Origin of the sequence: Pseudohongiella nitratireducens (assembly GCF_001642735.1) — a bacterium.
GTDB classification, from domain to species: Bacteria; Pseudomonadota; Gammaproteobacteria; order Pseudomonadales; family Pseudohongiellaceae; genus Pseudohongiella; species Pseudohongiella nitratireducens.
The window spans coordinates 1-12468 of the sequence record NZ_LWHM01000003.1 but is presented as its reverse complement, the minus strand read 5'-3'; the positions used below and the strand labels follow the sequence as shown (position 1 = coordinate 12468).

8 protein-coding genes and 1 pseudogene are annotated in these 12468 nt (G+C 48.7%); 5 read left to right on the top strand and 4 right to left on the bottom strand.

All coding sequences use genetic code 11. The annotated features are described in order from the left end of the window. Nucleotides 1-5 precede the first annotated feature (5 nt). Both PSCS_RS01480 and PSCS_RS01475 read right to left on the bottom strand, forming a co-directional pair. Nucleotides 6-2435: an ABC transporter permease gene (locus PSCS_RS01480; RefSeq protein WP_158662861.1), complete on the bottom strand. Its 2430-nt coding sequence runs from the start codon at nucleotides 2433-2435 to the stop codon at nucleotides 6-8. 13 nt (nucleotides 2436-2448) lie between these two features. After that, entirely contained in the window at nucleotides 2449-3129 is a 681-nt protein-coding gene (locus tag PSCS_RS01475; protein WP_317621774.1) for an ABC transporter ATP-binding protein, read from the bottom strand. 320 nt (nucleotides 3130-3449) lie between these two features. Here PSCS_RS01475 and PSCS_RS01470 point away from each other — a divergent pair, with 320 nt between their 5' ends. The 3 genes from PSCS_RS01470 (at nucleotide 3450) to PSCS_RS01460 (ending at nucleotide 8713) form a co-directional block, all read left to right on the top strand. Next, nucleotides 3450-4832 (top strand): sigma-54-dependent transcriptional regulator, encoded by a 1383-nt coding sequence (locus tag PSCS_RS01470; protein ID WP_229694663.1) that lies wholly within the window; start codon nucleotides 3450-3452, stop codon nucleotides 4830-4832. Continuing rightward, nucleotides 4813-6144, top strand: a complete 1332-nt coding sequence (locus PSCS_RS01465) for a sensor histidine kinase (protein ID WP_068810030.1) — start codon at nucleotides 4813-4815, stop codon at nucleotides 6142-6144. The genes PSCS_RS01470 and PSCS_RS01465 overlap by 20 nt, the downstream gene beginning before the upstream one ends. 175 nt (nucleotides 6145-6319) lie before the next feature. Next, a complete protein-coding gene (locus tag PSCS_RS01460; RefSeq protein WP_068810029.1) occupies nucleotides 6320-8713 on the top strand; it encodes an ABC transporter permease in 2394 nt (797 codons plus the stop codon). 193 nt (nucleotides 8714-8906) lie between these two features. Here the strand turns inward: PSCS_RS01460 and PSCS_RS01455 are convergent, their stop codons facing one another. Further along, nucleotides 8907-10148 (bottom strand): alginate export family protein, encoded by a 1242-nt coding sequence (locus PSCS_RS01455; RefSeq protein ID WP_068810028.1) that lies wholly within the window; start codon nucleotides 10146-10148, stop codon nucleotides 8907-8909. 269 nt (nucleotides 10149-10417) lie between these two features. Here PSCS_RS01455 and PSCS_RS01450 point away from each other — a divergent pair, with 269 nt between their 5' ends. Continuing rightward, nucleotides 10418-11365, top strand: coding sequence for an SDR family NAD(P)-dependent oxidoreductase (locus PSCS_RS01450; RefSeq protein ID WP_082866374.1), 948 nt, complete (start codon nucleotides 10418-10420; stop codon nucleotides 11363-11365). Nucleotides 11366-11460: 95 nt separating this feature from the next. Here the strand turns inward: PSCS_RS01450 and PSCS_RS16210 are convergent, their stop codons facing one another. Next, on the bottom strand, nucleotides 11461-11667 hold the full coding sequence (locus tag PSCS_RS16210; RefSeq protein ID WP_267890006.1) for a putative 2OG-Fe(II) oxygenase: 207 nt from the start codon (nucleotides 11665-11667) through the stop codon (nucleotides 11461-11463). Here PSCS_RS16210 and PSCS_RS16030 point away from each other — a divergent pair. After that, nucleotides 11652-12468 (top strand): annotated as a pseudogene (locus PSCS_RS16030) (transposase); the annotation flags it as partial. The gene PSCS_RS16210 and the pseudogene PSCS_RS16030 sit on opposite strands and share 16 nt — an antisense overlap.

Here is a 12468-nt window from a genome sequence, read left to right as displayed (position 1 = left end):
CGATACTACTCATACCTTAGCGCATGTACTGGGTTGCGGTGGATTGGTTTCCAGGCTTGCAAGGTCATCGTCAATAAAGCCAGACAGAAAGTCAGAATGGCTGCTGCAGGAAAAACCAACAGGTTGATTTCATCCCGATAAGCAAAACCAGACAGCCAGGCATTGATCGACAAGTAAGATACAACTGAAGCAATGATTGCTGCGAACAGGATCAAAACAAAAATGTTTCTAAACAGCATGCCAAGCAGCTGTCTGGGGTGTGCCCCAAGAACTTTGCGTATACCAATTTCCCGGGTACGCCTTTCAGTTGTGTAAGCAGTTAACCCAAGCAGACCAATACAAGAGATAAAAACAGATATGCCAGAGAAATAGGATAATGAGTTGAATATGCCAGTTTCGCTGGTATAACGAGACGCGACGATGTCATCAAGAAAGCGGAACTCAAAAGGCAGTTCCGGCATGTGCTCTTGCCAGGTTGATGAAAGTTGCTGTATCAATTGCCCACTTGCTGGCCCAGATAAAACGATGGTCAAGCGTGCAATTTGATGCGGCGCGACAGAGTCAGGTAAGGACTGATAATACTCGGGTCGAGTCAGCCTTATGATCAAGGGGTTAATTGGTACTTCCAAGCTGTCAAAGTTGAAGTCTTTGACAACACCAACAACAATCTCTGAATCTTGCGTTTCAGGTGAACCTGGCATGCCCGAACGTTTTCCAATGGGGTTTGTCCATCCCATTGTTCTAACCAGAGTTTCATTTACGACAACGGTTCTATTTTCGTCATCCGGGCTCATAAAGCGGCCTTCAATCAGTTCAAGACCCATAGACTGAAGGTAATCAGCGTCAGCGTTTTGGTATGACATGAAACTGTTTTCCATCTGGCTTTGTGCTGATTCGATTCGCCAGTTTCCGGCTGAAAACCCAACGCCAGGATCGAAGTTAGTGAAAGTGGTGGACTCGATTTGTGGCAGGCTATTCAAGCTATTCTTTAGCGCGGGTACTCTTGATATTGCTGATGCACCTTTTACTGTAATAACCATACGGTTTTCGGTTTCAAAACCAAGCGGCATGTTCGATATGAAGTACATTTGGCTAAGAACAAGTATGGTGCTGGCAATAACTGAAATAGTGACAGCAAACTGAAAGACAATCAGCACCTGTCTGAGAATGGGTTCTGTCCTGTTGTGCCCGGAGGTCACAGTTCTTGAAGAAAATTTTTGCCTCGAAATCCAGCTTGCAGGATAAAGCCCGGCCAGCATTCCTAGTATGCCAGCAAAGAACAGTATGCCAGTGATTGCCAGTGGCGTACGTAATGAAGTGAGATCAAGCGCATTAACCAGACTGGCAGGTGCATTAGCTTGGAAGATGATTTCTATGATGATCAACGCCAGTATTGCAGCAATCAGTGCCTGCATAATGGATTCATACAAAAACTGCATGATTAGTGAACGTTTCTTTGCACCGAGTAAACGTGAAATGGCAACTTCCTTGAAGCGACGAGTGGCCCGTGCAGTTGCCAGATTGATATAGTTCACAATCGCAACCAGCATGATTAACACACCGATTATCCCGTAGGCATACACGGTCAGTAAATTTCCTGTGGGCTGATCGAATTCTACTGTTGGACCAAAATGCACGTCCGCAACAGGTGTTAACGCCATTGAACTTGAAATACCGCTGTCACCCAGAACTTCTGCTGTTGTTTCCTCCCAGAACTGGTCAAAGAAGTCGGAGAACTTTTGGACATCATAGGTTTCTGGCAAGATAAAGTAGGTGTAGGTGTTGACGGTGAACAGCGCCATGACCGGATTTGCTGGTGATGGAATAAACCCTGGGCTGTTGATGGGGAAAAGCAGGTTGTACTTGAGGTGCGAATTTCCCGGTACATCTGAAAATACCAGAGTAACCTGGTAATCAATGTCGTTGACTGTAATGATGCTACCCAAGGAGTTCTCACCGGAAAAATGCCTCTGGTTGAATGAGTCGCTAATAGCAATTGAAGTAGGGGAAGTTAGTGCAGTTGATGGATCTCCATATACAGATTGATGACCGAACTGCTGAAATACGTTGCTGTCACTGCCGAAAATAGCATCTTCCAAATATTTCTCTTCTCCTATGGAGACAATCGGTTTCTCGGGCAGTGTTTTGAATCGTACATATCCTTCAATATCCGGGTTTTGCAATGCCAGTGTTGGAGCCATTGCGTCTGACATGAGTGCGAATGTGTTATGGCTGTCTCCGTTGATCAGGTCAATTGTCGCGCGATAAAGTTTTTTGTGGCTTTCCGTATGCTGGTCGTATGTGAGTGATTGGAATACATAAAGTCCAATTAATAAGGTGCAAATAAAGGCGATCATCAGCCCGGTTACGTTGATAGCTGCGTAGAAGCGTTCCTGTCTTAGTGTTCTAAGAGCCAGTTTCAGGTGGATCAGCATACCCTCTCTCCCGTCAAACGTTAGCCGCTTCGCTAACGATTCGACCATCCAGTACGCGTATAATCCGGCTGCCGACAGCAGCATCCTCGGCAGAGTGAGTTACCATGACAATGGTGGTACCTTCCGCATTCAAACCGCTCAGCAGATTCATGACTTCTGCACCGTGTTCACTATCCAGGTTACCCGTTGGCTCGTCTGCCAGGATAAGTTTAGGTGTGTTAACAATCGCCCGGGCAACGGCTACGCGTTGCTGCTGGCCACCTGAGAGCTGCCTGGGAAAGTGTTTGGTGCGATGTGCCATGTTCATTTTCTCTAACACATATTCAACTTTCTGTTTTCGTTCAGAGGCTGAGGCTTTTGTGTAGATCAGGGGCAGCTCGACGTTTTCATAGACGTTTAATTCGTCGATAAGATTGAAGCTCTGAAAAACGAAACCAATGTTATGTTTGCGGAGGATGGCGCGTTTACGCTCAGTGTATTTAGAGACCTCCTCGCCCATGAACCAGTACTCACCCGATTCCGGGTTATCTATCAGCCCAAGAATGTGCAAAAGCGTCGATTTGCCACAACCCGATGGTCCCATAATGGAAGTGAAGTCGCCTTCCTGGATGCTCAGGTCAACGCCATCCAGCGCTGTGGTTTCAACTTCCTCGGTTCGAAACAGTTTGCTGAGCCCTTTTGTTCTTATGATCATGAAATTCGTCCTTTGAGCGGTTGCGCAAGCGGTGGTTAGCTATTGTTCCTATAAATATAGCAAGTTACGAGCCAAACAGTTTTATTCTTTTATTTTCAGTTGCTTATAATTTATTTGAGGCGCGATTGAATCAGATTGTTTCATAGTAAAACAAGCAAGTGTTCCATAGTGATACATAATTGTGGATTTATATCCTCTGGATTCGTACCCGTGAAATATTCATCATTAAAATTTGCCATAAAACTGGACGAAAGCAGTACTTCTGTTCTATTTTGAAACGAAACGAGTGTCAGGAACACGAATTAAGAGAACTCAAGTTCATGCCCAACATTAATATGCAACGTATTCTGGTGGTAGACGACGACCCCGATATATTGCTCAGCGCACAAATTATTCTGAAAAATGAATTTGCTGATGTCCTTTGTATTGAAAATCCGGCTGAGCTTGAAGAAACATTGTCACATTTTGAGCCCGATGTTGTATTGCTCGACATGAACTTTACCCGAGGGCTGGTCGGTGGTGATGAAGGGTTGTACTGGCTGAGTAAGATCAAGGGGTTTGATCCGAATATTCAGGTGGTCATGTCTACCGCATACGGGGAAGTTGAATTGGCTGTGACCGCGATCAAGCAGGGCGCTGCAGACTTTGTGCAAAAGCCCTGGTTGAACGAGAAGCTGGTTGCGACATTGAAAGCCTGCGCAAAGATCAGCGTCTCAACACGCGAGATAGAGATGCTGCGGGATTCGCATCAGGCATTTTCTGTCACAAAGCCAGCAACTGACTCTCCCGACCTCATTGGCCAATCGCCAGCCTTCCAATCAGTCCTTGAACTGATATCACGTGTGGCGCCTTCGGATGCAAATGTGCTCGTGACAGGAGAGAATGGTACTGGCAAGGAACTCATCGCACGGGCTATTCATCAGCAGTCTCAGCGCGCAAAGGGACCGATGGTTTCAGTAGATGTCGGTGCACTACCCAGTTCGTTATTTGAGTCTGAAATGTTTGGTCATGCCAAAGGGGCGTTTACCGATGCCAAAAATGAGAAGCCAGGAAAGTTTGAACTAGCGTCGGGAGGAACATTATTTCTTGATGAAATTGGTAATCTCGAACTGGACATCCAGGCCAAGTTATTGAGAGCGCTTGAATCACGCAGTATTACCAAAGTAGGTGGAACCCGCTCAATACCCGTTGACATCAGGCTGATCAGTGCCACCAACGTATCCCGTGAACAGCTATCGGATACGGATCAGTTCAGGTCGGATCTGCTGTATCGCATCAATACAGTAGAAGTGAATATTCCACCACTACGGGAGCGGCAAGAAGACATCCCGTTATTGCTGTCACACTACCAGACAATATTTGGTAATAAATACGGTAGAACCGATACGTATATATCGTCAGCAACGCTGGAGAAACTGACTTCCTATCGCTGGCCGGGGAATATCCGTGAATTAAAACATGCCACAGAAAGGGCGATTATCGTTGCAAGCAGTAATGAGTTAAAAACAGAGAATTTTCTGTCAGAAGTTCCTTCCGCCAGCAGCCATAGAGAAGATTTTAATCTTGAGGTGTTAGAGCAGCGAGTAATTGAAGATGCACTCACTGCGTTTGGTGGCAACATGACGAAAGTGGCGAAAGCACTGGGCCTTGGCAGAACAACGCTTTACCGGAAAATGGAAAAATATGGCATCAATAGCGAATAAAACAATCAGCAATAAAGTCAGAACGGTTTTGACAGTCATGCTGTTGCTGGTGACCATGTTTACATTGAGCTATTCAGTGATACGGCAACTGTGGCCAGGGTTGGCAGTATTATCAGGCGCCATTGTGATTGTTTTAACTTACAGGCTAATCACCAGGGTCGATCAAAGCCATGAGCGCTTTGCGCAGTTTATACGAAACATTGCTCATAATGATTTTTCCACGACGACCGCATTACAAGGCGATCATGCAACCAGGGACTTACTGGATGCGCAGAAGGTCTTGATCGAAAAATATCGTCAGCTTAAAGCTGAACGTTCCGCTCAGCATGAATATCTCAGCATGGTTATCGAGCATGTCGATACAGCACTGTTGTGTTTTGATGACAGCGGCAAGGTTGTGATCAGCAACCGGGCTGCCAGGCAGTTGCTGCAAACGGCTGTTATTATCAATATGGTAGCCGTCGATCGGGAGAACGGCAAACTTGGTGAAGAAATCCGTGAACTGAAACCGGGAAAGAGTACTCTGGTTAAAACCGAAATTGGCGGTGACAGTATGCAGCTGTTACTGGCCGCTCGCGAGTTCCGGTTGCTGGGTAAGGAACACAAACTGGTTTCCTTACAAAATGTGCAATCAGCGGTTGATGAAACAGAGATGGCAAGCTGGCAAAAGCTGATCAAAGTATTAACACACGAAATCATGAATTCAATGACGCCCATTGTGTCGTTGAGTACGCACCTGGAAAAAAATCTTGGACCAGATGACGAAAGTGATATTGCCAAAAGTGTAAAGTCGATAGCGTCACGCAGTCAGGGGCTGCTGAGCTTCGTCAATTCCTATCGTTCATTAAGCGGGCTCCCAAAACCAACGCCGACAGAAATTTCAGTTTCAGGCTTGTTGGAACGTATTGAAACACTGATGCTGGACAGGTTGCAGGAGATCAATGCCACTTTGTTAATCAGTGTGACACCGTATGATCTTTGCGTGCAGGCCGACACTCATCAGGTTGAACAGATCCTGCTGAACCTTTTGCATAATGCCCTGGATGCCGTTGAGAAAGGATCTGACAGACAGGTATCGATTGAATGCAGCCTGGATCAGTATCAACGTGCTGTCATACAAATCTCTGATACCGGTAAGGGGATTCCCCCGAGTCAGCTACCGGATATCTTCACACCTTTCTTCACCACAAAAGAAAAAGGAACTGGCGTGGGGCTCAGTCTGTCCCGGCAACTTGCGCACCAGAACCAGGCGACACTTATCGCCAGGAGTGAGGTGGGACATGGAAGCACATTTTTGCTGACATTTGGCTGAGTAATCTGGCTTCTTAGAACTGTACCAAATTGATACGCCGCACTGTACTGAATTGGAACAGCCCTGTAAAACAAAGCGATGAAATTTTCATAACTTTTTAATAAACATGACATTGCAACCTGGCTAGATACTTGCTTTCCTTTGTATTAAAGCAGAAAACAAGAAGTGAGCATATATGGGATTTATCACTCAATACTGGCGTCAGTTCCAGGCCGACAAATCCTTCAGTGTGATCAATCTCGCAGGCCTCACCGTGGCGATTACCTGCGCCCTGATCATTTTTACTTATGTCAGTTACCACAATTCTTTTGATCGTTTTCATACTGATTCTGGTCAAATCTACAGATTATTATCTGTAGATACCAGCCAGTCGAATTCGAATCGTGCCGGCATGGTCACCAATGCTTTGATTCCGGCAATACGCAACGAAGTTCCGGAAGTCGAGCTGGCGACTCGATTTCGATTTTCCTTGTCTGTCACAGTCAGGGAAGGTGAGCAGGTCCATTATTTGGACGAAGCACTTCTGGCTGACCCTGAGTTTTTTCATGTCTTTAATTTTCCGCTGATTACGGAGGAGAGCAGAGAAGCGTTGGATGAACCTAATACTGTCGTACTCTCGCAGTCATTCGCAAGGCAGCTGTTTGGAGAGCAGGAGGCTATTGGTAAAGTCATCAATATATTCAATAGTCGTGACATGCAAGTGGTCGGCATCATGGAGGATATGCCTGAAAATTCACATATACAGGCCGACCTGATCATGTCTGACCGACCGGACCCTTCGTGGTCGCCAGAAGTCGCAACGAATGTTGCGGCTGATTTGGAATCATGGCGCTCTATCTCCATGCAGTCCTACATCAAACTTTACCCGGACAGCGACGCAGCAGTGGTTGAAGACAAGATTCAGCAGATAATGGAAGAGCGAGAAGAATCCGGATACATGTCGGTCGTACTGCAGCCGCTTGAGGAAATCCACCTCTACTCTGAGGGAGTGCAAAGCGAGGTCAATGCAGACAAAGGTGACTTCCGTCAAATGTATGTACTGAGTGCTATCGCCGTGTTGCTGCTGATGATAGCTGTATGCAATTTCATAAATTTTTCCACAGCACGAGCAGTGATGCGGGCAAAAGAAGTAGGCATTCGTAAAACTGTCGGTGCGTCCCGAAGTCAGCTGATCGCACAGTTCATCGCTGAGTCTTGCGTGATGATGGCAATGGCTACGCTGCTGAGTCTGGTTGCCATTGCGCTGATTTCTCCCTGGATAACGATTCCGACTATTCAAAGACCGCTAAGCTATTTATTCGCAAACCCGATACTTATTCTGGGTGCTTCAGCAACTTTGATGAGTATTGCTGTGATTGCGAGTGTGTACCCCGCGTTTATGCTGAGTTCTCAACGGTCTATTGGAGGTCTCAAGAGCGACTACTCGAATAGTGGGGCGAGAGTCGCTATCCGTAGGGGGCTGGTTATTGTACAAATTGCTATTTCGACAATTGCGATCATTGCATTACTCGTCATTAATGCTCAAATTAGCTTTCTGCAAAACCGCTCACTTGGTTTTTCTCCTCAGAACGTGGTTTATCTCGATTTTCGTGAACGGTCCATGCTCAGCCGCTATCCGGCACTCGCTGATGAGTTTGAAGCTCTGCCCGAGATTTCTTCATTCACCAACAGTAGTTACCTCCCCGGCGGTTTGGTAGGTAAGTTAGGTTATGCGCCTCAGGAAGGGTTTCAAAGTAATAGAGAAACGCTGATGAACTATGCCCTGATAGATCCATACTTCATCTCAACTATGGGGCTGAGCCTGGCTGAAGGTGAAAACTTCAATGACACGATGACCAATCCGGAATTGCGTTCCGTGATTATTAACGAGGCAGCAGCGCGGAGCTTCGAGTGGTCAGATACTCCAGTGGGTCAAATCCTGAGAGGTAGCAATGGAAGGAATTATCGCGTTGTGGGGGTCGTTGCTAATGCTCGTTTTCAGGGACCTCAACATGCGTTTGAACCTTTCGTGTTCCACTACCGGACCGAACCTGATTGGGCTGTGAGTATACGTATGGTGCCGCAAGCGATGGAAACTGGATTAGCAAAAATTGAATCCATCTGGGAGCGCGTCTATCCGGAACACCCGTTTGCGTATGAAATGTTAAGTAACAGGGTAGAAGGCCTGCTGGGAGAGGAAGTCGAATTTTCATCCCAGCTGTTCGAGTTCACCTTCATTGCTATTCTAATTGCATGCCTGGGCCTGTATGGGCATGCGACATTCTCTGCAAATCAATATGCAAAAGCGACGGCAATACGCAAGGTATTCGGGGCCTCTGGTATTGATATCCTCAGGTTCAACTTACGAGAGTACGGTGTACTTTTATTGCTTGCAAACGTTATCGCGTGGCCGACCGGATTCTTTCTGATTGAACTGTGGTTATCTGATTTTTCGGATACTGTTGAGGTCGAATTATCGTATTTTTTTGAGGCAACCCTGGCCGTGGTGCTACTTGGCGCCCTGGCAGTTTCGAGCAATGTCTGGCGGGTCGTGCGGAATAACCCAGTAACTACTTTGCATTATGAATAAGGGGTATGCTTGAAGACGGTTTTCTGATTATTGAACTGGGTATTGAACCCCATCGGCACGGACCTTTGCCCTTGGCGCTAATTGAACAGAGACTTCAGTTGCTTCATCCAGTTTATTGATGATCCGTACAAGGCGATCAACAGAAAATCGTCCAAGATCAGCGTTGCGTATGCGGGAAAAATCAGCCGCCTGATTAGAACCGATAAGACGCCTGTGAATAAACATACGTCGAATTCCCGGTGTCGGGTGCACCGGGCGCATCCTCGAGGAATTCACCTTTTACAAGATGCGTGGCACCCAGCTCCAGCCGGAACTGGTCAGTGAAATTCAAACGCCAGCGGGCATCGACCTGGTGCCCGGCAAAGCGGCCACTGTCGCCGCTCACATCCTGCAGGCCGGTACGAGACTGAGCATCACGTGCTGAGTCCAGCCACATGGCCCGGTATGTAATGAAGGCCGTATCGTTTGCGTTTGGCTGGAATGCCCACTTTATGCCGGGTGAAACAATATTGCTTCGAGCAAAGGCACCATATATCCCAGTCGGGCCGTAATCGGGTCGGGTCACTCCGCCAAGCGAGTTAAAACGGTTAAATTCATCATCATTCGGATCATCATCGCCGCTGACATAGTCAGCGATCAGTTCGACGCGTGATGAAAGCGGGTCGGAAAACTGGTAACCGATGTGGGCATGTAGCAGTGCCGCAGAGACATCAAGGTTGCCCTGCTGTCCATTTATCTCACCAGTTTGGTAAGCGCCTTCCACTTCATAATGCCATTGCTGTGCGGATGCAGGTTTTAAACTGCGAGCGCCAAAGGTGCTGATGTCTGAACCATTGCCGTCTTCATCGAGGCCAAAGTAATAAAGCTCCAGATTCGTGTCGTCGCTTTGGCTGAAATGAATGCCCCAGATCCTCTCATCACTTTGTTTGTCCAGCTTGGCCTTATTGTCTTCCAGGGCATCACGATCCCCTGGGCGTCGCTCAACCGGGGCAAAGTAGAATGCTTGTGTCTGCCACCCATCCATCTGATAGCTGCCATAGATCCCGTCATAGGCGCTGATGGTGTTGCGGTAGCGCTGCCTTGCCATCAGTCGACGGCTACCGATATCCAGCGTCATGCGACCGGCTTTGACGCTGAAGGTGTCATCTTGCTGCCATCCCACCCAGGCATTAATCGGCTCCAATGTGTTGACATCATCAGTACCCAGGGGTGTGCCTGAGTCATGCATCCAGGCCCGCTGATCCGAGAGTTCAAAGCCGGCAATGACCTGCTCGCTCTCAAACCCTGCTCTTAACAATACCTGAGAAACGAGAACCTGGTCATTACCTGAGGTGTTCGCTCGAACCGTATTTTGCAGATTCTCATAGCGAAGCCGGGCACTGCCGTCGAATGACCAGGTGTTGTTCTCGGCTGCCATAACTGCAGGTGCAGCCATCAGTAGGATCAGGGAGGAGGAAAAGAGGGGAAGTTTTTGGGGGGGCATGCTGTTATTACCTTATTTCGGGCGGCGCTTCTCTGTAAATCCACTGTTGACTGCTATACCTATACAACAAGAGGATGCCTACTCTGAATGATTCAAGTAAAACGTTGTATCTTGCGATATACCGGAGTGACTGTAAAGTTGGATATGAAAGGGTGGATTGCAGCCGATGAGTAATTTGATATAGCCTGATAGACCCTCAATCACAGTAGGAGGAACTGGTTATGCAAGTGAAGCAGATTGGTACTGATACTGTAAGGCGTACTTTTCTCGCTCTGGCGGCCCTGGTGTGCCTGGCACTGACCTTCGCCGCCTTTCCGACACCGGCCTTTTCTCAGGCACATCCCTCCCTGGTTGGTAAAACCGTGCTGGTAACAGGCTCCACCGACGGCCTGGGACGCGAGGTCGCTACGCGGCTGGGCCTGCTGGGCGCCCATGTCCTGGTGCATGGGCGTAATGTCGAGCGTGGCGAGGAAGTCGTGGAAAGCATTAATGCAGGACCAGGGACAGCAGCGTTTTACCGCGCTGACCTGGGTTCCCTGCAGGAGGTTCGCGATCTGGCGGCTCAGGTCATACAGGATAACCAGCGACTGCATTTGTTAGTGAATAATGCAGGCATTGCCAGTGGCTTCAATGATGGGCAAAAGGCAATGAGCGATGATGGTTATGAGATGATCTTTCAGGTTAACTACCTGTCGCATTATTTACTGACTGACTTGCTGGTGCCACTGCTGGAGCACAGTGCACCGTCACGTATCGTCAATGTTGCCTCCATTGCCCAGCGTCCGCTTGATCTTGGCGATATCACCGACCCGGCTGAATTTGATGCAGGAACCGCCTATGCGCACAGCAAGCTGGCAATGGTGATGCACACTTTTACGCTGGCGGAGCAATTGGCGGACACCCGGGTGACAATCAATGCATTGCATCCCGCCACCATGATGGACACGTCCATGGTGCGCGAGATGGGTGAACGGGTGAGAAGCACCGTTGATGAAGGTGCAAGCGCTGTTATTAATCTGGCTGTTGGTGATGATGTCAGCGGGCGTAGTGGCCTTTATTTCAATGGCCAGGAAGAGGCCCGCGCCAATGACCAGGCGTATGACAGTGAAGCGCGCGAAGCGCTGGATGCCTTGAGTCGCAGGCTGGCCAATCTGCCGCCGGCTTCATAACAGATATATCAACGTAATGGATATCATCAGGTGCGGTTCCAGATGCGGCTGGTCGCGTGAGCTTGTAACAGCTGCTCAGCGCCAGGAGTGGGTGTTCACCGACTCGCCGCCAGCACATTAAAACTGATACTCAGCCGGTCACGATCACTCCTGTTTTCCTCCACGCCGTGCTCCAGCCATCCCGGGAATACATAGAGGCGTCCTTCTTCGGGGCGCATCTGTATCCCGCTCTGGCAGGATAGTTGACACCATCTACTTTTACCAGATGGGCGGATTGAGAATATGAGTGGCGCGATTTTCACAGGAGCGTAAGGAAGCAGTTTTGAGCCGGTTACTGCCGCCGTACAACATGACGGTATCGGATCTGGCAAAAGTTGAAGGCATCAGCGAAGCAACCCTTTATAATTGGCGCAAGCAAGCCAGATTAAGAGGACGCGCCGTGCCGGGGCCCAAACCAAATAACACAGACCAGTGGTCAGCTGAAGCAAAGCTGGCCACGGTGATAGAAACAGCCACGATGAGCGAGGCTCAGCTTAATGAGTATTGTCGCCAGAAAGGTCTGTTCGTCGAGCAGGTAAAGGCCTGGAAAGAAGCTTCGCTGGCCGGGTTCCAAAGTGCCGAGCAGCAGGATAAAACGCTCAAGCAGCAGTCAAAGGCGGATAAGCAGCAGATCAAAAAGCTTGAGAAGGAGCTGCGCCGTAAAGAGAAAGCACTGGCAGAAACCGCGGCGCTGCTGGTGCTGCGAAAAAAGCTGGATGCGCTCTGGGAGAACAACGACGCGGACGACTGACCGCGCTGCCAGAGCGCCTGATTATTATAGAATTGATACACGAAGCAGTAGGCAGCGGCGCGCGACTGCACAAGGCCTGTGCTGAGGCGCAGATCGGCCTTCGTACCTACCGACGCTGGTATCAGGACGGTCAGGTTCAGGCCGATCAGCGCCCCGAAGCCATGAGGCCAGCGCCGACGAACAAGCTCAGTGACCAGGAAAAAGAGCAGATCGTAAATTTGTGCAACCTGACGGCCTTTGTAGACCTGGCACCGACGCAGATCGTACCGGCATTGATGGACCAGGGCGTATATGTGGCATCGGAGTCCTCGTT

What these genes read in the sequence shown, in the direction of transcription:
- PSCS_RS01450 (WP_082866374.1), top strand. Translation starts at nt 10,418, where the DNA reads ATGCAAGTGAAGCAGATTGGTACTGATACTGTAAGGCGTACTTTTCTC.
- PSCS_RS01455 (WP_068810028.1), bottom strand. Translation starts at nt 10,148, where the DNA reads ATGGCTGCACCTGCAGTTATGGCAGCCGAGAACAACACCTGGTCATTC.
- PSCS_RS01465 (WP_068810030.1), top strand. Translation starts at nt 4,813, where the DNA reads ATGGCATCAATAGCGAATAAAACAATCAGCAATAAAGTCAGAACGGTT.
- PSCS_RS01460 (WP_068810029.1), top strand. Translation starts at nt 6,320, where the DNA reads ATGGGATTTATCACTCAATACTGGCGTCAGTTCCAGGCCGACAAATCC.
- PSCS_RS01475 (WP_317621774.1), bottom strand. Translation starts at nt 3,129, where the DNA reads ATGATCATAAGAACAAAAGGGCTCAGCAAACTGTTTCGAACCGAGGAA.
- PSCS_RS01470 (WP_229694663.1), top strand. Translation starts at nt 3,450, where the DNA reads ATGCCCAACATTAATATGCAACGTATTCTGGTGGTAGACGACGACCCC.
- PSCS_RS01480 (WP_158662861.1), bottom strand. Translation starts at nt 2,435, where the DNA reads ATGCTGATCCACCTGAAACTGGCTCTTAGAACACTAAGACAGGAACGC.